General features: G+C 69.4%; 25 protein-coding genes. 8 read left to right on the top strand and 17 right to left on the bottom strand.

Annotation, left to right across the window (positions count from 1 at the left end; translation table 11 throughout):
* Window positions 1–69 precede the first annotated feature (69 nt).
* Genes ABD785_RS09395 through ABD785_RS09385 form a run of 3 tightly spaced genes read left to right on the top strand, consistent with a single transcriptional unit; the run spans window position 70 to window position 3126 of the window.
* Window positions 70–2316, top strand: coding sequence for a sensor histidine kinase (locus tag ABD785_RS09395; RefSeq protein ID WP_344824801.1), 2247 nt, complete (start codon window positions 70–72; stop codon window positions 2314–2316).
* Window positions 2313–2735: a roadblock/LC7 domain-containing protein gene (locus tag ABD785_RS09390; RefSeq protein ID WP_344824798.1), complete on the top strand. Its 423-nt coding sequence runs from the start codon at window positions 2313–2315 to the stop codon at window positions 2733–2735. The genes ABD785_RS09395 and ABD785_RS09390 overlap by 4 nt, the downstream gene beginning before the upstream one ends.
* Window positions 2736–2742: 7 nt before the next feature.
* Entirely contained in the window at window positions 2743–3126 is a 384-nt protein-coding gene (locus ABD785_RS09385) for a DUF742 domain-containing protein (protein WP_344824795.1), read from the top strand.
* Between the two features lie 8 nt (window positions 3127–3134).
* On the opposite strand, the gene ABD785_RS09380 is transcribed toward ABD785_RS09385, so the two are convergent.
* The 11 genes from ABD785_RS09380 to ABD785_RS09330 form a co-directional block, all read right to left on the bottom strand.
* Window positions 3135–3749: a TetR/AcrR family transcriptional regulator gene (locus ABD785_RS09380; RefSeq protein ID WP_344824792.1), complete on the bottom strand. Its 615-nt coding sequence runs from the start codon at window positions 3747–3749 to the stop codon at window positions 3135–3137.
* A gap of 75 nt (window positions 3750–3824) precedes the next feature.
* Window positions 3825–5045 carry a PucR-like N-terminal domain-containing protein gene (locus tag ABD785_RS09375; RefSeq protein WP_344824789.1) on the bottom strand — a complete coding sequence of 407 codons (1221 nt, stop codon included), beginning with the start codon at window positions 5043–5045 and terminating at the stop codon, window positions 3825–3827.
* Window positions 5046–5049: 4 nt separating this feature from the next.
* Window positions 5050–5784, bottom strand: coding sequence for a hypothetical protein (locus ABD785_RS09370; protein WP_344824787.1), 735 nt, complete (start codon window positions 5782–5784; stop codon window positions 5050–5052).
* A complete protein-coding gene (locus ABD785_RS09365; RefSeq protein WP_344824784.1) occupies window positions 5781–7076 on the bottom strand; it encodes an MCE family protein in 1296 nt (431 codons plus the stop codon). Before ABD785_RS09365 ends, ABD785_RS09370 begins: the two co-directional genes overlap by 4 nt.
* Entirely contained in the window at window positions 7073–8098 is a 1026-nt protein-coding gene (locus tag ABD785_RS09360; RefSeq protein WP_344824781.1) for an MCE family protein, read from the bottom strand. Before ABD785_RS09360 ends, ABD785_RS09365 begins: the two co-directional genes overlap by 4 nt.
* Before the next feature lie 10 nt (window positions 8099–8108).
* Window positions 8109–9146, bottom strand: coding sequence for an MCE family protein (locus tag ABD785_RS09355; protein ID WP_344824778.1), 1038 nt, complete (start codon window positions 9144–9146; stop codon window positions 8109–8111).
* Complete coding sequence (locus ABD785_RS09350) at window positions 9143–10210, bottom strand: MCE family protein (protein WP_344824775.1); 1068 nt, start codon at window positions 10208–10210, stop codon at window positions 9143–9145. The genes ABD785_RS09355 and ABD785_RS09350 overlap by 4 nt, the downstream gene beginning before the upstream one ends.
* Window positions 10210–11352 (bottom strand): MCE family protein, encoded by a 1143-nt coding sequence (locus tag ABD785_RS09345; RefSeq protein ID WP_344824772.1) that lies wholly within the window; start codon window positions 11350–11352, stop codon window positions 10210–10212. The genes ABD785_RS09350 and ABD785_RS09345 overlap by 1 nt, the downstream gene beginning before the upstream one ends.
* Complete coding sequence (locus ABD785_RS09340) at window positions 11349–12413, bottom strand: MlaD family protein (RefSeq protein ID WP_344824769.1); 1065 nt, start codon at window positions 12411–12413, stop codon at window positions 11349–11351. Before ABD785_RS09340 ends, ABD785_RS09345 begins: the two co-directional genes overlap by 4 nt.
* Window positions 12410–13261, bottom strand: coding sequence for an ABC transporter permease (locus ABD785_RS09335; protein WP_344824766.1), 852 nt, complete (start codon window positions 13259–13261; stop codon window positions 12410–12412). Before ABD785_RS09335 ends, ABD785_RS09340 begins: the two co-directional genes overlap by 4 nt.
* Window positions 13261–14025, bottom strand: a complete 765-nt coding sequence (locus ABD785_RS09330) for an MlaE family ABC transporter permease (RefSeq protein ID WP_344824763.1) — start codon at window positions 14023–14025, stop codon at window positions 13261–13263. Before ABD785_RS09330 ends, ABD785_RS09335 begins: the two co-directional genes overlap by 1 nt.
* A 101-nt stretch (window positions 14026–14126) precedes the next feature.
* On the opposite strand from ABD785_RS09330, the gene ABD785_RS09325 reads away from it, so the two are divergent.
* Genes ABD785_RS09325 through ABD785_RS09310 form a run of 4 tightly spaced genes read left to right on the top strand, consistent with a single transcriptional unit; the run spans window position 14127 to window position 17532 of the window.
* Window positions 14127–15389 (top strand): cytochrome P450, encoded by a 1263-nt coding sequence (locus ABD785_RS09325; RefSeq protein WP_344824760.1) that lies wholly within the window; start codon window positions 14127–14129, stop codon window positions 15387–15389.
* Window positions 15390–15413: 24 nt separating this feature from the next.
* Entirely contained in the window at window positions 15414–16181 is a 768-nt protein-coding gene (locus tag ABD785_RS09320; RefSeq protein WP_344824757.1) for an SDR family NAD(P)-dependent oxidoreductase, read from the top strand.
* Window positions 16182–16207: 26 nt separating this feature from the next.
* Window positions 16208–16405, top strand: coding sequence for a ferredoxin (locus tag ABD785_RS09315; RefSeq protein WP_344824754.1), 198 nt, complete (start codon window positions 16208–16210; stop codon window positions 16403–16405).
* The gene (locus tag ABD785_RS09310; protein WP_344824751.1) at window positions 16402–17532 is read left to right on the top strand and encodes an NAD(P)/FAD-dependent oxidoreductase; all 1131 of its coding nucleotides are present in this window, start codon (window positions 16402–16404) and stop codon (window positions 17530–17532) included. The genes ABD785_RS09315 and ABD785_RS09310 overlap by 4 nt, the downstream gene beginning before the upstream one ends.
* 30 nt (window positions 17533–17562) lie before the next feature.
* Here ABD785_RS09310 and ABD785_RS09305 read toward each other — a convergent pair whose 3' ends face one another.
* Window positions 17563–18345 carry a helix-turn-helix transcriptional regulator gene (locus ABD785_RS09305; RefSeq protein ID WP_344824748.1) on the bottom strand — a complete coding sequence of 261 codons (783 nt, stop codon included), beginning with the start codon at window positions 18343–18345 and terminating at the stop codon, window positions 17563–17565.
* A gap of 72 nt (window positions 18346–18417) precedes the next feature.
* Here ABD785_RS09305 and ABD785_RS09300 point away from each other — a divergent pair, with 72 nt between their 5' ends.
* The gene (locus ABD785_RS09300) at window positions 18418–18987 is read left to right on the top strand and encodes an rRNA adenine N-6-methyltransferase family protein (RefSeq protein ID WP_344824745.1); all 570 of its coding nucleotides are present in this window, start codon (window positions 18418–18420) and stop codon (window positions 18985–18987) included.
* Between the two features lie 54 nt (window positions 18988–19041).
* On the opposite strand, the gene pafA is transcribed toward ABD785_RS09300, so the two are convergent.
* The 5 genes from pafA to ABD785_RS09275 all read right to left on the bottom strand — a co-directional run bounded on the left by pafA (window position 19042) and on the right by ABD785_RS09275 (window position 23476).
* A complete protein-coding gene (pafA, locus tag ABD785_RS09295; protein WP_344824742.1) occupies window positions 19042–20400 on the bottom strand; it encodes a Pup--protein ligase in 1359 nt (452 codons plus the stop codon).
* 164 nt (window positions 20401–20564) lie between these two features.
* Window positions 20565–21308 (bottom strand): proteasome subunit alpha, encoded by a 744-nt coding sequence (gene prcA, locus ABD785_RS09290; RefSeq protein WP_344825624.1) that lies wholly within the window; start codon window positions 21306–21308, stop codon window positions 20565–20567.
* Window positions 21309–21346: 38 nt separating this feature from the next.
* Window positions 21347–22186: a proteasome subunit beta gene (gene prcB, locus ABD785_RS09285; RefSeq protein WP_344824739.1), complete on the bottom strand. Its 840-nt coding sequence runs from the start codon at window positions 22184–22186 to the stop codon at window positions 21347–21349.
* Between the two features lie 145 nt (window positions 22187–22331).
* Window positions 22332–23153 (bottom strand): endonuclease VII domain-containing protein, encoded by an 822-nt coding sequence (locus ABD785_RS09280; RefSeq protein ID WP_344824736.1) that lies wholly within the window; start codon window positions 23151–23153, stop codon window positions 22332–22334.
* Window positions 23154–23266: 113 nt separating this feature from the next.
* Entirely contained in the window at window positions 23267–23476 is a 210-nt protein-coding gene (locus ABD785_RS09275) for a ubiquitin-like protein Pup (RefSeq protein ID WP_344824733.1), read from the bottom strand.
* Window positions 23477–23530: the final 54 nt, after the last annotated feature.

The following is a 23530-nucleotide window of genomic DNA, read 5'->3' as shown; positions in this document are numbered from 1 at the left end:
TAGCCCGGATGCGGCTCTGGCACTAGCGTCTGACACGAAGGTGTGACGCACGTTACGGGAGAGCGGTCAATGAGAAGGACGAGGCACCCGGCGAGCAGGCCGATCTCGTGGCGCGTGGCCCCGATGCTGACGATCCCCCTGGCGTCACTGATCATCCTGTGGGCGTTCGTCGCGGGGACGAGCCTGCGGACGGCCCTGGAGAACCGCAGTTACAACGCCGACTACAAGCTGCTCACCACGCCCATGGGCATGATGACGTTCCAGCTCTCGAGCGAGCGGACCGTCGCGGGCAGCGCGCTGGGCGATCCGGGACCGGCGACGCTGCGCGCTTTCCGGGGTGAGACGGCCAAGACCGACGCCGTGATCGACGCGCTGCGCGCCTCGGTCGCCGACTACACGCGCAAGCACCATGAGGCCGCCGGGGGTGCCTCGGACCTCGCGAGCTTCGTCGACAGCCTCTCCGACCTGGGGGCCATCCGGGAGCAGGTGGCACCGGGCACCTCCGACCGGGTCGCCGCGCTGCGCGGCTACGACGCGCTCTCCGACCGGATGTTCCAGGCCATCGCGCAGCTGCGCAGGGGCGCCGAGGTCCGCCGCTACCAGACGATCCAGACGCTGATCACCTGGTCGTGGTCGCGCGACGTGGTGGAGCGCGAGGTCGCCTACCTCGCGGCCGCGGCTCCCAAGGGCAAGCTCCCCGCGCGCTACACCGCGGGGTTCGCCGCCCTGTCCGGGGCGCGGCAGAACCTCTATCTGCTGGCCGGGAACCGGGTCGACGGCCTCGCCGGCGTCGTGGTCGCGGAGTTCACGCAGTCCCCCGCCTACGACCGTTACGCCCGGGCCGAGCAGCGGATCGCCGACGGGAGCGGCGACGCCGCGTCCATCGGCGAGTTCCGGGCCGCCGCCGCGGCGGTCTCCCCGCTCTGGCTCGTCCAGGGCAACCGGGTGAGCACCGGCGCCGACCGCGACGCCGCCGCGACCGCCCGGAACAACGAACTGCGGGTCTACCTTCTGGGCGGGGTCGGCTTCCTGCTGGTCATGCTGTCGGTGGCGCTGGTGGTCCGCTTCGCCCGGGGCATCACCCGTGAGCTGCGGGCGCTGCGCGGCGCGGCGCGGGAGCTGGCCAGGAACCGGCTGCCGGACGTCGTGCTCAGGCTGCGCCGGGGCGACACGGTCGACGTCGCCGCCGAGGCGCCGCGGCTGCCCGGCGGCCGGACCCGGGAGATCCAGGAGGTCGGTGAGTCCTTCGCCGACGTGCAGCGCACCGCGGTGGACCTCGCGGTCGCCGAGTCGCGGCTGCGCGGCGCCATCAATCAGGTGTTCGTCAATCTCTCGTGGCGCAACCAGGGTCTGCTGATGCGGCAGCTGAAGCTGCTGGACTCCATGGAGCGCCGGGTGCAGAGCCCGGAGGAGCTGGAGGAGCTGTTCCGGCTCGACCATCTGACGACCCGCATGCGCCGCCACGCGGAGGGCCTGGTGATCCTCACCGGTGCTCCGACCGTGCGGGTGTGGGACCGTCCGGTGGCGGCCGAGGACATCGTGCGGGCGGCGCTCGCCGAGATCGAGGACTACGAGCGGGTCGAGCTGTCGGTCACGGCGCCGGTCGCGGTGGCCGCCGAGGCGGTCGGTGACGTCATCCACCTGCTCGCGGAGCTGGTGGAGAACGCGGCGATGTTCTCGCCGCCGACGACCGCGGTCGAGGTCAAGCTCGACGCCGTCGCCAACGGCCTGGTCATCGAGGTGATTGATCGCGGGATCGGCGTCCCGGACGAGCAGATGGCGGCGATCAACCGGAGGCTGGAGACGCCGCCCGACTTCGATCTGGCCGACACCGACCGGCTCGGCCTGTTCGTGGTGGCGCGGCTGGCGTCGCGGCACGACATCCGGGTGCGCCTGCAGCGCTCGTCCTACGGTGGGACGGTGGCGGTCGTGCTGGTCCCGTCGCGGCTGGTGCTGCCGGAGGAGGTGCTGCAGGGCCCCGGCAGGCCGCCGCTGCCGCCAGCGGAGCCGCCGAGGCCCGGCCGGCACGCCGGCCCGCCGTCTCCGGTCGCGGCCGTTCCGCCGCCCGCCGCGGTGGCCGGGCCCGCGCCGGTGGAGCAGCGGGGCACCGAGTCCGGCGGGCTGCCGCGCAGGCGCCGGCGGGAGAACCTCGCTCCGGCGCTGCTGGAACCCGGGCCGCCGGCGGGCGGCTCCTCCCCCGCCTTCACCGCGCCGGATCCGGACGCGAGCCGTGATCTGCTGTCCTCACTCCAGCAGGGCTGGGACCTGGGCCGCAATGAGGAAGTCCGACCGCTGGAAGATCGAGGTAACCCATGAACCGCAGTTCCACCGCCACCGAGATCGGCTGGCTTCTGGACGATCTGGTCTCCCGGGTCGACGCGATCAAGAAGCTGATCCTGCTGTCGCAGGACGGCCTGGTCGTGAGCGCCTCCTCCAACGTCGCCCGGGCCGACGCCGACGTGCTGGCCGCCATGTCGTCGGGGATCTTCAGCCTGGCGCACGGGGCCCGGAACCATTTCGGCGGTGACCATCTGAAGCAGGCCATCATCGAGATCGACCGGATGCTGTACTTCGTGATCCCGGCGGGTCCGAGCACGTGCCTGGCGGTGCTGTCGGAGAGCGGTCCGAACGCCGGCGGTGTCGCCTACGAGACGGCCGTGCTCGTCAAACGCCTGCAGGGTCATCTGGGCGTCGCTCCACGGGATTCCGCGAGCACGGGCATGGGTCCTGGGTGAAGCGGGCGTGGACGAGCCGAGAGAGCGCTGGGTCGGTAGTGACGCGGGGCCGACCGTCCGGCCCTACGCGCTCATCCGGGGCCGGGCCGGCTCCCAGGGCGCCCAGGGGACCCGCCTCGACCTGATCACCATCCTGGTGGCCACGGGACGGGTCCCGGGACGGGTCCAGCTTCACTCGCGCGAGCAGCGGCGGATGCTGGAGTTGTGCGCGGTGCCGGTGACGCTGGCGGATCTGGCCTCGGATCTGGAACTGCCGTTCCATGTCGTCCGGCTGCTGGCGGGCGAGCTCGTGGCCGACGGGCTCATCGCGGAGTCGCGCGAGCAGGAGGCCGTCGCGCGGCACAGCCCCGAGCTGCTGCGGACGGTCCTGAACGAGCTGAACCGTTTGTGAGCAGGGGTTCAGCGGGTCGGGGCAGGGTCGGGCGCGGCGGCCACGAGGCCGGGCACGACCCAGCGGCGCAGGAACCTGCGGGAGTCGGGGCGGTCTCTTTCGGGGACGGCGATGTAGGAGCTGATGAGCCGGAGGATGAACTCGACGAGGCCGTCCATGCCTTCGTCGTCGTAGCCGAGGCGGGGCCAGTCGACGGGCAGGGCGAGCAGGAAGTTCTTGGTGCCCGCCCGCACGCTCGGCGACAGCACGTCGTGGCCGAGCGTCCCGGACAGCCCGAGGGTGCCGAGGAAGCCGGCCTGCTGTTCGGCGGTGAGGCTCTCGACGGCGTAGGCCATCACCTCGACCATGATCTCGGCCGGGTCGGCCAGGGGCGTGACGCGTTCGATGATCCGGGCCTGGAAGTCTGTGGCGGCCACGACCATCGCGGCCATTCTCAGGTCCTCGATGTTGCGGTAGTACCGGTAGATCGTGGCCCGGGTGACGCCGAGGTCCTCCGCGACGTCGGTGAGGCTGGTCTTGCGTGGGCCGAAACGCTCCACGCAGCGGACCAGCGCGTCTATGATGCGATCGCGCGCTTCGATGTCGTCTGCCGGCGGGTCGCCTCGCCACCCGTGTGTCCGCATCGTCCCAACCCCTCAAGAGACCGCCACGGGGCGATGGCAGTACGGCTGCTGTCACAGTCATTGGATCTTCGCATTCTAACGCATCGCCTTGGCCGTCCCCGCGCTGCGATGCTGGTCACGGAACAGGGTGAGTGCCATGCTGACCCGCCAGGCCGGGTCCTGGAGCCGTTCGCCGAACAGTTCCTCCAGGCGTCGTAGCCGGTAGCGGACCGTCTGGGCGTGGACGCCGAGACGGTTGCCGACCTCGTTCGCGCCGCCGCCGGTGGTGAGCCAGACCAGGAGGGTCTCGCAGAGCCTGCGGCGCTGGGTCTCGGTGAGGTCGGCCAGCGGTTCGTAGAGCCGGGCGCGCAGCACCGCGACGGACTCCTCGTCGCCGTGGAGCAGCAGGACCGGCAGGTGGTCGATGCAGCGGACCAGCCCGGACGGTGCGACGACGCCGTCGCGCATCAGGTTCAGGAGCCTGCGGGACAGCCGGAGCGACAGGGCGGCGTCGGCGGCGGCGACGGTGGGCCCGACGGCGCCGACCGCTCCCTTGAGCGCCAGTTCGAGCATCTCCGGCCGGCCGGGGCCCTCGGGGTCGGGGACGATGAGGCAGGGGTCGGGGCGGTCGAGGTCCATGAGGACGTCGGAGGTGACCGCGGGGGAGATTCCGGGAGCGCGCGGCCAGCCGGGCTCGAGCGTCACGCAGGCGACGTTCGCGGGGATCCGCCAGTGGGCGGGGTCGGCGAGGGCGCGGAGTCCTTCGTGGGTGTGGTCGGTGCGCTCGGCGAGCAGGTGCAGGAGCCTGCGGCGGTGCGGCCGCAGGTCGTCGTCGGCGGTTCTGGACGCCGCGTCGGCGTGGCCGATCCCCGACTGGTCGGCGGCCTCGTCGATGTGGGTGAACAGTTCCTCGCCGAGCCTCCACATGGCCCTGCTGGTGATGCCGTGCTGGAGCCCGATCTCGGTGAGACGGCGCCAGACGAGGCGGGCTCCCAGCCGGTAGGCGGCGACCAGGGCGCGCAGGTCGCGGCCCGCTCGCTGCTCCCACTCCCCCAGTGCGCGGTAGGCGCGCGGTTCGCCGGCGACCTCCACTCCGGTGAGCTGGTCGACGAAGCGGGTCACGGCGTGCTCGACGGCGGTGGCGAGGTGGGCGTCGCGGCCGGGGCACGGCTCCTCGAACTCGGGGATCCGCCGCCTGATCTCCGCGACGATCTCACCGGTGAGCGTGAGGAGGTCGGCCCTGAGGATCGTCGCGACGTCCGCCGGGACCCGGTAGCGGAGCCGTTCGCCGGCCGCTTCGATCTGCAGGACGGCCATCGGATCAGGGCGCCGTGGTGGGGGCCGGGGTGGTGGGGACGGTTCCGGGCAGCTGGGATCCCTGGCCGGCGACGGGCTTGCCGTTCTTGTCGGTGGTGGCCTCGACCCCGGAGCTGAGCAGGGTGATGTTCCCGGCGAGCCAGCGGCCCTTGATGCGCTTCATGCTGAGGACGACGGTGGCGCCGGTGTTGGCCTGGACGGTCTTGTCGGTGGTCACCCGGGTGTTGATGATGACCATGACGTTGGCGTCGGAGCCCTTGATGGTGCCGGGGTAGACGCCGGTGATGCTGGCGGTCGAGCTGACCTTCTTGTCGGTGAAGTAGGTGGTGAGGGTGGCGGCGGTGGGCCGGATGGCGTCCGCGGCGGCGTCGGTCAGCAGCGGGTACTTGGCGGCGAAGGACTGGTCCATGTGCTGGTAGTCCCAGTTGAAGAACACGCCGGCGACCTTTCCGGCGCTGTCGGAGAGTTCCTGGCGCTGCTGTGCGGCGTCCGACAGTCGGGCGTCGTGGCGCCACAGGAGCGCGCAGGCGACGCTGACGGCGACGAGCAGGATCGAGGGGATCAGGCCGAGTGCCCTGCGCAGGCGGGAGCGGGGGGCGGGCGGCGGTGTCTCGGGCTCGGCGGGCCTGGGGGCGTTCCAGGTGTGGGCCTTCAGCACCTTGGTGCTGGTGACGAAGCGCCCGGGGGTGCGCCGGGTGAAGACCTTGTCGGGGGCCTTGTCGGGGGCTGAGACGTTCATCTTCTGCTCCTCTTGCGGTCGCGCCGTCGGGCGATGGGGCCGAAGCTGTTCATCGCGACCCTGAGCAGGATCAGGGCGGCGACGAGGGGTGGGAGGTAGATCAGCCGGGTGTCGGGGCCGTCGTCTCCGCCGTCCGAGCTCTGGGTGATGGGGACCGCGGACGGCGTGGTCGTGACCGGCGCCTGTGTCGTGACGGGGGTGTTCTTGCCGGCCGGGGTGGTGATCGGCGGGGATTTGTGCCCGGGGGTGGAGATTCCGGGGCAGGTCGCGTAGGCGGGGATGGTGGGCAGGAGCAGGGGGGTCTTGAACTCCTTGGTCCCCTTGACCGGGCCCGGGGTGAGGGTGATGGTCAGGTTGAGGTTGGGGTCGCCGTTGACGAAGGTGATGACGCCGGCCATGGCGGGGGCGAGCTGGGGTGCCCAGCGCAGCCCGACGTCGAGGTCGGCGACGTTCTTGGGCGACAGGAGGGTGGGCAGGGAGTCGCCGAGGGTGCCGAGCAGGCAGCGCAGGGCGGGGTCGGAGCGGTTGAGCAGGGAGGCGGTCTTGGCGAGCAGGCCGGGGCCGGTGTCGCGGAGCGAGCGCAGGGAGTCGTCGATCTCGGCGAGGGCGCCGGTGAGCTGCGCGGTGCCGGTGATGCCGGTGCCGAGGGAGCCGCGGTGGTCGGACAGGACGCCGGTCAGGGTGGCGACGTTGCCGATCAGGTCGTCGAGGGTGGAGGTGTCCGAGGCGAAGGTGCGGGTGAGGCGGGAGGCTCCGTCGACGGTCTGGCGGAGGGAGTCGCCGCGGCCGTCGAGGCCGAGGGCGAGCTCGCGGGTGACGATCCGGAGATTGCCGGGGTCGAGGCCGTTGATCGCCTTGTTGACCGAGGCGAACAGGTCGCCGTAGGACTGGGCGACGGCGGTGCGGTCGAGCGGGATGGTGGCGCCGGGCCGGAGGGGTTCCGCTCCTGCCTGACCGGCGGGCGGCTCGAGGTCGATGAACGGCTCGCCGATGGCGGACTTGGGTCCGGCCATGGCGTGGACGCTTCCGGGGATCCGGGTGCCCTTGTCGATGGACAGTCCGACGACGACCTTGGGGCCGTCGAGGCGGACGGACTTGATGGTGCCGACGGCGACGCCGAGGTAGGTGACGTCGAAGTTGGGCTGGAGGCCGGGCGAGGAGGCGAACTCGGCGGTGATCACGTAGGGCTTGGACAGCGGGTCGAAGTGCAGGACGTTGCGGATGGCCCAGGTGGTCAGGACGAGCCCGAGCACGGCGAAGACGACGAGGTTGAGGATCACGCGGCGGGTCATGGTCGGGGCCCCAGCATCCGGACGAGGTCGGCGAGTGTGGCGGGCGAGCGCTGGTCGCCGGGCTTGGGGTCCTCGCCGCGGTAGGTGTCGCCGTCGAACTGGACGATCGGGTAGGTGAGCATCTGGCCGTTGTAGACCTGCCTGGGCATGCGCTCGACCAGCTCCTGGACGCCCGCGATCAGGTTGGCGAGCTTGGTCTTGTCGGCGGCCAGGACCGCGAAGGTCGGCCCGATCTGCTCGATCATGGTGCGGAGCTTGCGGGTGTGGCCGACCAGGACGGAGTCGTTCACGGACTCGGCGAGGGAGGACAGGGAGTGGACGGCGTCGAGGATCCTCTTGCGGTCTCCGGCGAGGACCGCGGTGGTCTGCTGGAGGCGGTCGGGGAGCCGGTTGAGGGCGTCGTCGTGCTGGGCGAGCTTCTTGCCGAGGGCGGCGAGGTCGTCGACGGCGCTCTCGAGTTCGCGGCGGTGCTCGCCGAAGGTCTTCAGCAGGGTGCCGGCGTTGGCGATGAGCGTCTTGAGCTCGGGGCCGCGGGCGGCGAAGGCGATGCTTCCGGCCTGGACGAGCCCGGGGACGTCGCCGCGGGCGAGGGCGTCGATGAGGGGCGCGGACTTGCCGACGATGTCCTCGAATCCGGGGCTGACGCTCGTGGCGGCGATCGTGGCGCCGTTGGCGAGGAAGGGTCCCTGTTCGAGCGAGACCCCGGCGGGCGGGGCGAGCCGGACGTAGTTCTCGCCGAGCAGGGAGGTCACGGTGACCTCGGCGGTCGTCCCGGCCGGCAGCCTCTTCTTGATCGACATGGTGACGCGGGAGCGGTAGTCGCCGCCGTTGCCGACGAGCTCGATCCCGGTGACGGAGCCCACGGTGACGTCGGCGATCTTCACGCTGTGCCCGGCGAGGAGGTTCTGGACGTCGGAGAAGTCGGCGACGACGGTGACGTCGCCCTTGGGCGCGTGCAGGGTCTGCAGCGAGCATCCGGCGAGCGCCGCGCACAGGGCGATCGTCATGAGTAGCGATCTCACGGTGCGGCTCCTATTCGCAGTTGGAGTAGGGGGGCGGGAGGGGGCAGGGAACCTTGGAGTTGATGCGCGGTTCCTTGAGGATCGCCGCCAGGTAGGACCGCACGAAGTGGTCGAGGGTGATCCTGGAGTTGATCGCGTGTTTCTTGGGGTCGTAGGCGTTGACGAACTGGTAGCTGAGGCCGGGGATGGCGTTGAGGAGCTTGCCGAGGCTCTTGGCGTTGACCTTGAGGGACAGGGCGACCTGCGCCATCCGCACCAGGTCGTCGGGGAGCTTCTCGTCGTAGGTGTCGATGATCACGTTGCCGCGGCGGGCGAGGTCGGCGACGGCGGTGATGAGGGTCTGGATGTTCTTGCGTTCGCCGGCGAGCATCGTGGTGGCGGTGGAGAAGTCGTCGATGAGGGAGCCGAGGACCTTCTCGCGGCCCTTGACGGCTCCGGCGAGCCGGTTCAGGTTCCCGGCGACGGCCAGCAGCTTCTCGTCCTGGCCCGACAGCTGGGTGACGAGCCGGGCGGTCTGCTCGAAGGCCTGGTTGAAGGCGGTGCCGTTGCCGTTGAGTGAGGTGGCGGCCTTGCCGATCAGGCCGTTGACCTTGGCGGGGTCGAAGCTGTCGAGGAGCCTGCCGAAGGAGGTGAGGGCCTCGTTGACCTCAACGGGCACGCGGGTGCGTTCCGCGGGGAGCACGGCGTTCTTCGCGAGCCGGGGTTCCCCGGGCCGCCAGGCGGGGCTGAAGGTCAGGGTCCGTTCGCCGATGAGGCTGAGCGGCATGATGGCGGCGGTGACCTTGTCGGGCAGCGGGACGCGCGACTCGATCGAGGCGACGACGCGGACCTGCCCGTTCTCGGTGACGACGGACTCGACCCTGCCGACGTTGACGCCCATGACCTGGACGCGTGAGCCGGGGTAGAAGGAGACGGCCTTGGTGAAGAAGGCGGTGACCTTGTAGGTGGATCCGCCGGACATGCCGGGCAGGACCGAGCAGGAGGACAGGGTGAGGACGGCCGCGGCGGCGGCCGCGACCGCGGACAGGCCGCGCGGGGTGGGCGTCACGAGTTGGGTCCTGTCGGGACGAGGGGGTAGTTGTCGGGGGTGAAGTTGGGCTGGGGTCCGACGACGCCCGGCTGGATCGGTCCGAACCCGACGAATCCGGCTTCGAGCCAGCGGCCTTCGCGGCTGCCGGAGGTGCTGAGGGCGTAGAAGGCGGGCCCGAACCAGGCCATGGCGACGTTCAGGGAGGGCAGGTTGCCGCCGCTGAGGGTGAGGGAGGCCAGGTGGAAGTCGTTGAGGATGGTGTTGAGCTGCCCCTGGTGCCGGCTGAGGGCGTCGTCGAGGCTCTTGACGACCCTGCTGCCGTCGCCGAGTGCTCCTGCGAGGTCGTCGCGGCGGCGGGCGAGCTGCTTGAGCAGGGTGCCGCCGTAGTCGAGGAGCTGGGCGAGCTGCTGGTCCTTGGAGGCCAGGGTGCCGGTGAGCTTCTCGCTGTTGGCGATGATGGCGGCGACCTGGGGGAAGGAGTCGTTGAGCATCGTGCTGACCTTGTCGAGGTCGGCCAGCATGGACGCGAGTTCCTTCTGCGTGGGCAGCTTGACCTTGGTCGCCTCGTCGAGCAGCTTGTCCATGGACTCGGTGTCGAGGCCGCCGACGAGGTCGGAGGCGTTGCCGAGCGCGTTGTTCAGCGTGTAGGGGACGCTGGTGCGGTCGAGGGGGATCCGGCGGCGCGCTTCGGGCAGCGATTTGAGGTAGGGCGCGGTGACCGGTCCGGACAGCTTGACGTACTGGCCGCCGAGGAGGTTCGACAGCCGGATGTCGGCGCGGGTGCCGCTGCCGAGCTTGATGCCGGAGTCGACCCGCCAGGTGATGACGACGTTGCCGTTGCCGAAGTCGGGGGCGACCGCGGTGACGTTGCCGACCTTGACGCCCGCGAGCTGGACCTCGCTGCCCTTGCGGAGGCCGCCGGTGGCGCTGAACACGCCCTGGACGGTGTAGCCGCCCTTGCCGAGGCCGAGCCCGCCGTAGATGTAGGTGCCGATGAGCAGCACCGCGACGAGAGGGATCACGACCAGGGCGACGCTCGCGGGGTCCCGGTCGCGGAAGGACCTTCTCAGCCATGCCTTCATCAGTGGCCTCCGAGGGAGAGCAGGCCGACCATCGCCACGAAGACCTGCTGCTGGTCGGGGGTGAGCCGGGCCTCGGCGGGGGTGATCGCGGGCGTCGTCCGGTTGTCGCCCTGGGCGGGCGGGGGCGGCAGGTTCATCGGGAACGGGCACTTCTCGCTGTAGACGACGTTGATGCACAGGGCGTTGGCCCGCAGGAAGTTGCCGCCGTTGGTCATCGAGAGCAGGGCCTGGAGCGCCGTCGGCAGCCCCTTGATGATCTTGTCGATGGAGCCGACGTTGCGGTGGGCGACCTCCATGAGGCCGGCGGTGCCTTCGAGGGCTCTGCCGAGTTCCGCCGACTTGCCGCCGAGGACCTTGTCGAGGTTGCCCGAGAGGTCGGCGAGCCGGACGGTCGCGGTGTCGAGGGCCTTGCGGTCGTCGGCGAAGGCCGAGGTGAGCTCGGTGAGGTTGTCGATGGTCTGGGCGATCTGCCGGTCCCTGGCCGCGAGGGCGTCGGTGACGGTCTTGTAGTCGCCGATCATCTGCTTGATCGTGTCGCTGCGGGAGCCGAGGAGCTTCAGCATCGCCGACATGTTGGTGATGATGTCGTTGGTCTTGCCCGCGTTGCCGTCGAGCGCGACGGAGAACGCCTTGAGGATCTTGTTGACGTCGTCGGGGTCGATCCCGCCGAGCATGGGCCCGAGGTCGTTGATGAGGTTGCCGAGGTCGGCGGCCGAGCGGGTGCGGCTCAGGGACTGGCCGCTCTCCGCCATGACCGGGCTGGTGCCGGGCTCGATGTAGACCACGCGGGCGCCGACGACGTCGCGCCAGCGGATGACGGCGGCCGAGTCGACGGGGATGCGCAGCGAGCTGCGGATGCTCAGGGTGACCAGGGCGCGTCCGTCGACGACCTTGATGGAGGAGACCCGGCCGACGGGACTGCCTGCGATCTTGACCTTGTCGTCGGCGCGCAGGCCGTTGACGTCGTCGAAGGTGGCGCGGATCTTCAGGGACGGGCCGAAGTCGCTGCCCGCGATCCGGTATCCCATGGCGAGGGTCAGGAGGGTGGTGACGATGGCGAAGGCGAGGAAGCGGCGGGCGGACTTGCCGCTGGGGCCCCGGGTGCGTCCGCCGGAGCGGCGGGGGCGGAGTGTCGGCCTCATTTCTTCTTCCCGCCTGCCTTGGGCTTGTTGGGGATGGCGGGCGGGATGGGCCCGCACGCTCCGACGAGGACGTCGCAGATGGCCTTGGTCTGGCTGATGTGGGCGGTCACGCGGGCCAGGAGCGTCCCGTGGGGGCCCGGCACCCGGGCGACGCCGGACAGCTGGGTCAGGATGAGCGCGCCGCTGCTGATCAGGTCGGGGAAGTAGGAGCGGTAGCGGTAGGCGACCGCGGTGGCGGGCGCGGCGGCGTCGATGATGCGGCCGGGCGCTTCGGGATCGGCCCGCAGGATGGAGTCGAGGGTGCGGGCGGAGCGGTCCAGCCCGTCCAGCAGTTCGCCGAAGCGGCGGGGGTCCCCGGTGATCGCGGGGAGGATCACGTCGAGGTCCCCGGCGATCCGGCCGACCTCATCGGCGTTGCCCGCCAGCGTCCCGGCGACGGCGCCGCCGTCGCCGATGATCTCCTCGATGGTGTCGCGGCGGCGGTCGGCGAGGCCGAGGAGCGCGGCGGAGTCGTCGACGAGGCCGCCGATCTCCTCTCCCCTGCCGGAGAAGCCCGCGCCCAGCGCGCTCATGATGGTGCCGAGGTCCTTGGGGTCCACCGCGTCGAGCAGGTGGATGGCGGGCGCGCCGACATCGGTGAGCTCCTCGGGGTCGTGGGTCTTTCCGATGGTCGCGCCGTCGGCCAGGTAGGGGCCGGTGGTCTCGCCGGTGCCGGGCCGCAGCTCGACGTACTTCGGCCCGAACACCGACAGCGGCATCACGGCGGCCTCGGCCGTCAGCGGGGCGCGGACGCCCTTGTCCAGGCGGAGGGTGACCAGGGCCCTGCCGTCGGCGGTGAGGGTGACGGCCGAGACCGCCCCCACCCGGACGCCGTGGATCTTGACGTCGGAGTGGGTGTCGAGCCCTTCACCGGCCCGGCCGAAGACGGCCAGGACGTGGCTCGACCCGGGGTGGGTGTCGCGGACCGCCAGCAGGGAGGCCACGAGGCATCCGGTCAGTCCGGCCGCTCCGATCAGGCCGAAGCGCAGGCGGGAGCGCGGGGTGAGGTCCTGGGTTCTCATCCGGTCAGGCTCACCGTTCCCCCGTTGCCCCAGAAGACGAAGGACAGCAGGAGGTTGACCATGATGATCGCGACCATGGACTCGCGGATCGCCTGGCCGGTGGCCAGGCCGACGCCGACGGGCCCGCCCTTGGCGTTGTAGCCGCGGTAGCAGTGGATGATCACGATGATCATCGTGAAGATCACTACTTTGATCACGCTGTAGAAGATGTCTATGGGCGGCAGATAGAGGTTGAAGTAGTAGTCGTAGATCCCCGGCGAGATGCCGAAGAACCCCACCGAGATCAGCCGGGTGGCGAAGAAGCTCGCGAACAACGCGAGCAGGTACAGCGGGATCAGCGCGCCCAGCGCCGCCGCGAGCCGGGTGCACACGAGGTAGGCCAGGGAGTTGATGCCCATGACCTCCAGCGCGTCGATCTCCTCGGAGATCCGCATCGCCCCGAGCTCCGCGGTGAACGACGCGCCGAGCTGGAAGATCAGGGCGACCCCGGCGATGATCGGGGTGACCTCGCGGACGTTGGCGTAGCTGGCGATGATCCCGGCGAGGGACTCCACGCCGAGGCGCTGGAGCCCCGGGATCGCCTGGAGCCCGACGGTGGTGCCGGTGAAGAACGACATGAAGAAGACGACGGTCACCATGCCGAGGCCGAGCACGACGGCGCCGACTCCGGCGATGATGTCGCTGACCTGGCGCAGGACGGTCTTCAGGTACCGGCCGCGCAGGATGTCGGTGACCAGGTGGTGGAGCACCATGCCGCAGAAGACGCAGAACTCGACCGCGCCCGGCAGGCCCCGGGGCCGGGCTCGGCGGACGGCGCCGGCGACGCGATAAGGGATGATCAGGCTCATCAGATCCTCGGGGGGAAGAGCGAGTAGGCCAGGGTGGAGATCACGTAGTTGGCCGCGAAGACGAGCAGCGCGGCGATGACCGCGGCCTGGTTGACCGCGCGTCCCACGCCGCTCGGCCCGTAGGGGCAGGTCATGCCCTTCCAGCAGGCCACGGCCGCGGCGATGAAGCCGAAGATCCAGGCCTTGAACAGGGTCGCGATCAGGTCGGAGAGCTGGAGGAGCGCGGTGGCGTCACCGAAGTAGGAACCGGGTGTCACGCCCTCGCGGACCACGTTGAAGAAGAAGCCGCCGGCGATGCCCGCCAGGATGATCAGCGAGCAGAGCATGACGCCGACGGTGCTGGCGGCCCAGAGCCGGGGCGTCACGAGCCGGTGGACGGGGTTGATGCCGAGCACCTCCATCGCGTCCAGCTCGTCGCGGATGCGCCGCGATCCGATGTCGGACGTGATCGCCGAGCCACCGGCGCCGGAGATCAGCAAGGCTGCGGCCATGGGGGCGACCTGGGTGACCAGTGCCTGGACGACCGTGGCGCCGGTGCCGGACTCGGCGCCGATCTGCCGGACGATCTGCCCGACCTGGAGGGCGATGGTGCCGCCGAGGGGCAGGGCGATGAGCATCACCGGGAGGGTCGTGACCCGGGCGATGAACCAGCACTGCTCGACGTACTCGCCCCACCATCGGCGCACGTCCCAGCTCTTGCGGAAGCCCTCCAGGGAGATGGCGATCAAGGTACCGGCGGGTGCGAGAACAGCCTTACCGAGCATTGAGAACCTCACCCTCGAAGAGGAAACGACAATCTATGGTTGGTGCTTTCGTATCGTCAAGATATTGACAGAACGAAGATACGTAAGATGTTCTCTCGTCTATGTCCGACTTCAGGGAAATCGACTTCTTCACCGACCAGACGCTGGTCAACGACCCCTACCCGTACTACGAGTCGCTCCGGGCCCAGTGCCCCGTGCAGCGGGAGCCCCACCACGGCGCGCTGGCGGTGACCGGGTACGACGAGGTCACCGAGGTCCTCCGCGAGTCCTCGGTGTTCTCCAACTGCAACGCTCCCGTCGGTCCCATGATCGATCTTCCGTTCGTGCCCGAGGGCGACGACATCAGCGACCTCATCGAGACCCACCGCGACCAGTTCCCCATGTACGAGCACCTCGTCACGATGGATCAGCCCCAGCACACCGCCCACCGTGAGCTGCTCAAACGCCTCTTCACTCCGCGCCGCCTCAAGGAGAACGAGGAGTTCATGTGGCGGCTCGCCGACAGCCACATCGACCGGTTCCACGCCACCGGCAAGGTCGAGATCATGGCCGAGTACGCCAAGCCGTTCGCGCTGCTCACCATCGCCGACCTGCTGGGCGTGCCGGAGGAGTACCACCGCGAGTTCCAGATCAAGCTCGGCGCCCAGCAGCCCGGCCCGCTCGACGAGCCCTTCGTCGGCAACCCGCTGGAGTTCCTCGGCGAGAACTTCTCCACCTGGCTCGCCGAACGGCGACGTGAACCCCGCGGCGACGTCCTCACCTCACTGGCCACCGGCACCTTCCCCGACGGCACCCTGCCCGAGGTCGCCGAGGTCGTCCACATCGCCACGTTCCTGTTCGCCGCCGGCCAGGACACCACCGCCCGGCTGCTCACCTCCGCGCTCCACATCCTCGCCGAGAACCCCGAGCTCCAGCAGAAACTCCGCGACCAGCGCGAACTCATCCCGACCTTCATCGAGGAGACCCTCCGGCTGGAGAGCCCCGTCAAGGCCGACTTCCGGCTCGCCCGCAGGACGACCACCGTCGGCGGCGTCGAGGTGCCCGTCGGCAGCTCCGTGATGGTCCTGCTCGGCGCCGCCAACCGCGACCCCGGCCGCTTCGAGTGCCCCGCCGAGTTCCGCCTGGAGCGCCCCAACGTCCGCGAGCACATCGCCTTCGGACGCGGCGCCCACTCCTGCCCCGGAGCACCCCTCGCCCGCGTCGAGGCCAGGGTCAGCCTGGAGCGCATGCTCGACCGGATGGGCGACATCCGCATCTCCGAGACCGAGCACGGCCCCGCCGACGCGCGCCGCTGGACCTACGAGCCCACCTTCATCCTGCGCGGGCACAACATCCTGCACCTCGAATACACCCCGATCGGCTGAGCCGGAACCACAGGAGAACCACCCATGAGCACCATCGAAGGCGCACCCGAGGACAGAGCCGCCGTCATCACCGGCGGAGCGTCGGGGATCGGGCTGGCCTGCGCCCGCCACCTCGCCGAGCAGGGACACCCCGTAGCCCTCCTCGACCGCCAGGGCGAAGAGGCGGCCAAGGCCGCCGAACGGCTGCGGGCCGAGGGCTTCAAGGCCTTCTCCGCCGAGGTCGACGTCACCGACCGCGACGCCATCGGCCGCGCCCTCGACGCCGTCCGCGCCGAGTTCGGCTCCATCCAGATCATGGTCACCAGCGCCGGAATCGAGTCCTTCGACGAGGTCACCAAGCTGCCGCCCGAGACCTGGGACCGCGTCATCGCCGTCAACCTCACCGGCACCTTCAACTGCGTCCAGCCCGTCATCGCCGACATGACCGCCGCCGGATGGGGCCGGATCGTCACCATCTCCTCCTCCAGCGCCCAGTCCGGCGCCCCGAACATGGCCCACTACGTGGCCTCCAAGGGCGGCGTCATCTCCCTCACCAAGGCCCTGTCCTACGACCTGGCCCCCCTCGGGATCACCGTCAACACGATCCCCCCGTCGATCATCGACACCCCCATGGCACGGCAGGCCGAGGAGTCCGGAGACTTCCCCGGCGTCGACGCCCTCGCCACCATGACCCCCGTCCGCCGGATCGGGACCGCCGACGACGTCGCCGCCGCCTGCGCCTTCCTGTGCACCGACAAGGCCGGATTCATCACCGGCCAGATCATCGGTGTCAACGGCGGCTGGTACATGTGACCCCCACCCTCACGGAGCAACCCAAGATGAGAATCGAAGCCGACTACAACGCCTGTGAGGGGCACGGCCTCTGCGAGGACGCCGCGCCGAAGATCTTCACCGTCGACGACGACGGCATCCTCACCCACCACTTCGAAGGCCAGGACATCCCGGCCGAACTCCAGGAGTCCGCCCGGGACTCCGTCGCCATCTGCCCGGTCATCGCGCTACGGCTGGTGCCGTGAACGAGGACCACTCGATCGTGATCGCCGGCGAGTCCCTCGCCGGCGTCACGACCGCACGAGAACTGCGGCGCCTCGGCCACCGGGGCCCGCTGACCATCGTCGGCGACGAGACCCACCCCGCCTACAACCGGCCGCCCCTGTCCAAACAGGTCCTCGACCGGGCGCAACCCGGCGACGCCACCCGCCTCCAGCTCACCGACGACGGCATCACCATCGTCCGCGACGGAGCAGCCGGGCTCGACCTCGACCGCAAGCACCTCCGGCTCGGATCCGGCGCGACGCTCCCCTTCGACAAGGCCGTCATCGCCACCGGCGCGAGCGCCCGCAGGCTCGCCCCACCCGGCCGCACCGGCGAGAACGTCCTGCGCACCCTCGACGACGCCCGCACCCTCAGGGACCGGCTCGCCACCGCCCAGTCCGCGATCGTCATCGGCGCCGGCTTCCTCGGCATGGAAGTCGTCAGCGCCTGCGTGCGCGAACGCGTCAAGGTCACCGTCATCGACGTCGAACCGCCGCTGCGACGCCTGCTCGGACCGTTCCTGTCCGGACACGTCAGCGAACGCGCCACCGCCGCCGGCGTCGAGATCCTCCTCGACCCCGGCGGCGTCACCCTCATCGGCGACCCCGTCAACGGCGTCCGCTTCGGCGACGGCACCGAACGCACCGCCGACCTCATCGTGACCTGCGCCGGCGACATCCCCAACACCGGCTGGCTCACCGGCTCCGGTCTCGAGATCGCCGGCGGGCTCGTCATCGACGCCCACACCCGCACGAGCCATCCCGACGTCCACGGCGCCGGAGACGTCGTCACCGTCAGGACCGCCACCGGGCTCGTCCGCCGCCCCTTCTGGGCCAACGCCGTCCGCCAGGGCCAGGTCGCCGCCCACGCGATCCTCCAGCACCCCGGAGCCCCCGCCGTCTTCGACGACTACTTCTGGACCGACCTGCTCGGCACCGCCGTCAAGGTCGTCGGCGACCTCCCCCTCCACGGCCCGCCGGAGATCCTCGACGGCACCCTGGCCGACGGCGCGCTCCTGCGCTGGCGCACCCCCCACAGCACCACCATCGTCGCCTGGGGCCTCAAACGACCCCTCCCCCGGCTCCGGGCCCTCGCCGCCGCACCCTGACACGCCAGAGAAACGCACACGGCCGCCGCCCTACCGCGGCCGACCCCGACCCCGGCGGAACACGGCCGGGGTCTGCCCGGTATGGGCGGCGAAAGCACGCGTGAACGCACTCGGGCTGTCGAACCCGACCTCCGTCGCTATCGCCAGCACCGTCCGATCCGTGCCGCTGAGCAACGTGATCGCCCGCAGCAGACGGCTGTGCAGCAGATAACGCCGCCACGTCATCCCCGTCTCCGCCTGGAAACGCCGGCGCAGAGTCCGCTCCGAGACCGCCACCGCCCGGCACACCCCCGCCAGCGTCACCGAGCCCAGATGCGCGTCGGTGTACCCCATCACCGCCCGCACCAGCGGATCCGCACTGTTCGGAAGCGCGAACGGACGCTCCTCATCCAGCCGCTCCACCACCAGATGAGCCAGCGCCTCCAAGAACGCGTCCCCGGTCTGATCACCCGACCACCGCCCGACGGGCCACCGCGCCGCATAAACGATCATCTCCCGCAGCAGCGGATCCACCGGCAGCACCCGCGCCCGCCGCCCCGTCTCCCGCACCAGCACCGGATCGAAGAACACCGACACCGTCCTGGCCTCACGGAACGTGCTCACATGCGGCAGACCCGCCGGAATCCACACCGCCAGACGCGACGGCAGGCGATACCGCGCCGCCTCCGTCTCCACATCCACCACGCCCTCGAAGGCGTACTCCAGCTGATGCAGATCATGCACATGCCACGCCGCCCGCCGAAGATCACCCTCGAACCCGAACGACCCCGTCGGCATCCCCCCGCCACCCCGCAACTCCACCAGCCGCGCCATGGCCGCACAAGGCACATCCCCGACCGATTCCGCGGAGCCGGTCACCCCCGCCCCCCGATATCCATGGATGTCATGAACTCCGCCCACCTGGAGCACCTGTCCAGCCCCGCCTGGGCCGCCGCCCTCCGCACCGAGGTCCTCCCCTGGCTGCGCGCCAACGACCTCGGCGACGACGTCCTCGAAATCGGACCGGGACCCGGACTCACCACCGACCTCCTCCTCGACCTCACGCCCCGGCTCACCGCCGTCGAAGTCGACCCCGACCTCGCCGCCGCCCTCACCCGGCGGCTCCACCCCACCACCGCCCACATCATCCACGGCGACGCCCTCACCACCGAACTCCCGCCCCTCCGCTACACCTCCGCCCTCTGCCTCTCCATGCTCCACCACATGGAATCACCCCAAGCCCAGGACCGCCTCCTCGCCCGCCTCGCCACCCTCCTGCGCCCCGGCGCCACCCTCCTCGGCATCGAAGCCCTCGACACCGAACCCATCCGCCGAGGCCACACCGACGACACCTACGTCCCCCTCGACCCCGACACCCTCCCCCACCGCCTCCACACCGCCGGCTTCACCACCCCCGTCATCACCCGCACCAACGCCCACCAGTACCGCTTCACCGCCACCACACCCGCCCCATGAAGAACGGCCGGGCGGCACGGTGCCCGAAGAACACCCCACCGCCCGGCCGAACGCCTACATGCCCGCGATCAGCTTGTCGACCCTCTCATCCACACTCCGGAACGGGTCCTTGCACAGCACCGTCCGCTGCGCCTGATCGTTCAGCTTCAGATGCACCCAGTCCACCGTGAAATCACGGCGCTTCTCCTGAGCCTTCTTGATGAACTCCCCGCGCAACCGCGCCCGGGTCGTCTGCGGCGGCACCGACTTCGCCTCGAAGATCGCCAGATCCTGGCTCACCCGCTCCACCGCCCCCCGCTTCTCCAGCAGGTAGTACAGCCCACGATTGCGATGAACATCGTGGTAGGCCAGATCCAGCTGAGCCACCCGGGGACTCGACAGCGGCAGATCGTACTTCTTCCGGTACCGCTCGATCAGCTGGTACTTCGTCACCCAGTCGATCTCCCGGGCCACATCGTCCAGATTCCCCGACTCCACCGCGTTCAGAGTCCGCTCCCACAGCTCCAGCACCCGCTGAACCGTCGGATCCGCACCCCTGCGATCCATGAAGTCCTTCGCCTTCGAGAAGTACTCCCGCTGGATCTCCAGAGACGACGCCTCACGACCGTTGGCCAGCCGGACCTTCCGGCGGCCCGTCATGTCATGCGACACCTCACGGATCGCCCGGATCGGGTTCTCCAGCGTCAGATCCCGCATCACGACCCCGGCCTCGATCATCCGCAGCACCAGGTCGGTCGCGCCGACCTTCAGCAGCATCGTCGTCTCCGACATGTTCGAGTCACCGACGATCACATGCAGCCGCCGGAACCGCTCCGCATCCGCATGCGGCTCATCCCGCGTGTTGATGATCGGCCGCGACCTCGTCGTAGCGCTCGACACACCCTCCCAGATGTGCTCCGCCCGCTGCGACACGCAGTACACCGCACCACGCGGAGTCTGCAGCACCTTCCCCGCCCCACAGATGATCTGCCGCGTGACGAGATAAGGAATCAGCACATCGGCGAGCCTTCCGAACTCACCATGCCGACCCACCAGATAGTTCTCATGACAGCCATACGAATTGCCCGCACTGTCCGTGTTGTTCTTGAACAGATAAATGTCCCCGGCGATACCCTCCTCACGAAGACGCCGCTCAGCGTCCACCAGAAGACCCTCGAGGATCCGTTCACCCGCCTTGTCGTGCGTGACCAGATCGACCACGCTGTCGCACTCAGGCGTCGCATACTCAGGATGACTTCCGACGTCCAGATAGAGCCGCGCCCCGTTCCTCAGGAACACGTTGCTGCTCCGGCCCCACGACACCACCCTGCGGAACAGATAACGGGCCACCTCATCAGGTGACAACCGCCGCTGCCCGCGGAAGGTGCAGGTGACCCCGTACTCGTTCTCGAGCCCGAAAATGCGCCTGTCCACACCAAGAACCTATCCGCCCCAGCCCCCGAATGGCAGTGCCTGAACCCCGCATTCTCACCAGACGTACAGGACACGTCGCTCTCCACGCACAACGGGGCCGCCCCGGACGACGAATCACCGTCCGGAGCGACCCCGCGACACCACGTCAGATGCCGCGGAAACCCCTACCCCGCCGACCCCTCATCAAGCGGCGGCAGATCATCCACCGACCCCGCCTCCACCGCCGCCGGCTGCGACAGCAGCGCATCGATCCGCGACGCCGGAAGCCGGCGGAACAACCGCCGCTCCCGCGTCCGATCCAGCACCGCCACCTCCAGCTTCGACGACTCCAGCACCCGATCCGCGTCCTGCTGCTGCAACGCGTGAACAGCCACCTGAAGCGCCTCCGACAGAGACTCGCCCTCCCGGTAACGCTCCTTCAACGCCGTCGCCACCGCGTCCGCGGCACCACCCATCGCCACATACCCGTGCTCATCCGCCACGGAACCATCGAACGTCAGCCGATAGATCTGATCCTCGTCCACCGAAGAACCCACCTCGGCGACCACCAGCTCCACCTCGAACGGCTTCGACGAATCCGTGAAGATGTTCCCCAGCGCCTGCGCATACGCGTTCGCCAGACCACGAGCCGTCACATCCGAACGGTCGTACATGTAACCGTTCACATCCGCATACCGGACACCCTGCAGACGCAACGCCTCGAACTCGTTGTACTTCCCGACCGCCGCGAAAGCAATCCGGTCATAAATCTCCGAGATCTTGTGCAGCGCCCGCGACGGATTGTCCGCCACGAACAGAATCCCATCGTCATACTGCAGGACCACGACGCTCCGGCCCCGAGCGATGCCCTTCCGCGCATAATCCGCGCGGTCCTTCATCTGCTGCTCGGCCGGTACGTAGAACGGCATCGACATCGCTTCTCGTCCCTCTCTTCGAGCCGACCGGACTAACGCAGGGGGGCGTTCGGGCCGCCCGGCGACGTGTACCGCGCCGCCACCACGGCCTCGGCCAGAGCACCCACCTCGGCCTCCGGCAGCCGCCGGAACCCGTCATCGGTGATCGCGGCGACCACCGGGAAGATCTTCCGCGTCAGGTCGGGACCACCCGTCGCCGAGTCATCGTCCGCCGCGTCGTACAGCGCCTGGACGCACACGACCGCCGCGTCCTCCACCGACAGATCAGGCCGCCACAGCTTCTTCATCGCGCCCCGCGCGAACACCGAGCCCGACCCGATCGAGTGGTAGTCGTGCTCCTCGTACTTCCCGCCCGCGGCATCGTAGGAGAAGATCCGCCCGATGCTCTTCTGCAGGTCGTACCCGGCGAACAGCGGCACGACCACGAGCCCCTGCATCGCCATGCCCAGATTGCCCCTGATGAGGGTGGCGAGCCTGTTCGCCTTCCCCTCCAGCGACATGATCCGGCCTTCCATCTTCTCGTAGTGCTCCAGCTCGACCTGGAACAGCCGGGTCATCTCAAGACCGATGCCCGCCGTACCCGCGATCGCCACCGCCGAGTACTCGTCCGCCGGGAACACCTTCTCGATGTCCCGCTGAGCGATCACGTTGCCCGCCGTGGCCCGACGGTCACCCGCCATGATCACACCGCCCGGGAACGTCACCGCCACGATCGTCGTCGCGTGCGCCAGGTTCAGCTTCTCCGCGTCACCCACCACACCCCTCCCCCCGGGAAGCGACTCAGGGCTGAACGCCCCCAGCACCTCCGCGAACGAAGACCCCGGGTTCGCGAACACCCCCGGGAAACCACCGCTGATCGGCTCGAACCCCATGCGACTCCTTCCCCAGCACGCCGGTAGAACCTGCCTCGACCCTACTGACATTTCGGCCTGCTCCGCATGCCGCGAGATCTTCCCCGGCTAAGCCCACGGCGAACCCTCCGCAACGACCTCCCCTCACCCACCACCGAATCGTGACCTACAGATCCAGCGCCCAGTCCGTCCCCGCCACCCTCACGAAGATCGGAACCTCGAGATCATCGAGCGTCCCGTGCGCCTGCAGATAGGCGATCGCCTTCAGCAGCATCCCTGCGTCGTCCTTCAACTGCCCCAACGCGACATTGCACGTGAAGCACAGCACCCCCCGCACCTTCCCGGTCCGATGATCGTGATCGACATGCTCGGCCGCCTTCACCCCGCACAGCGCGCACAGCCCGCCCTGGCTTTCGATCATCGCCGCGACCCCTTCCGGCGTGAGCCCATAGGCGCGCTTCAGCCAGTCCCGCGCGTTGCGCGACTTCCGGCACTCCTTGCAGGCGGAGGCATAGCCGTCGGTCGAGCTCTTCGCCCGATGCCATTCCGCAAACGGCTTGATCTCCTTGCACCCATTGCACCACTTGTGACCCGGCGGGGAGTCGACCCGTTCTCGAACCGATCTTCCCTTCGCTTCCTCACGAGCCTTGTGACCGGCCTTGTCACGCCGCCGGAAGCATTCCTTGCAGTAGAACGCGAGCCCGTCATGCCTGGCCTTGTTCTTCCTGAATTCTTCAAACGGTTTCACCCGCTCGCAGTCGGGGCACCGCTTGCACCCTTCCGCGCCCTCCGGAAGCGGGATGCTCTCACGCACCTGCCTGCCCTCACGGGCCATCCGTATTCGGTAGTTCTCCTGGGCACGCTGCATCGTGCAGGGCTTGCAGCAGCGACCGAAGCCGTCGCTTCTCGCCCGGTTGACGCCAAAGGCCTTGACGGGCTTGGTCTCGCCACACCTGGGGCAGCTCTTCTCGAGCACATTCTCGTCCATGACCAGGATGATAATCGGCACGCAAAAGGACTGTCACCAATTCTCCGAGAATTGACGACAGCCCTTCAGGAATCGCCCCTCAAGCAGGACCCGAGAGCGAATCGGACATAAGCCTATTGTCCACCCTTTTGCACATAACTCCGGATAAACTCCTCGGCGTTCTCCTCTAGGACCTCATCAATCTCATCCAAAATTGCGTCGACATCGTCGGACAGTTTGTCGTGGCGCTCTTGGACGTCGGAGGAGGACTCGGTGGTGGTCTCCTCGACCTCTTCGGTCTGGCGGGTCGTCTGCTTCTGACCGCCGGTGTCCTTCGTGGCCATTGGGGGCTCCTCCCGTACGTGCCGTGTTACGGCGACCCTACCTGGGGCTGCTGC

The organism is Actinocorallia longicatena (assembly GCF_039534125.1).
Lineage (GTDB): Bacteria > Actinomycetota > Actinomycetes > Streptosporangiales > Streptosporangiaceae > Actinocorallia > Actinocorallia longicatena.
The sequence above is the reverse complement of the archived record's forward strand: the minus strand, read 5'-3'. Positions and strand labels throughout refer to the sequence as shown.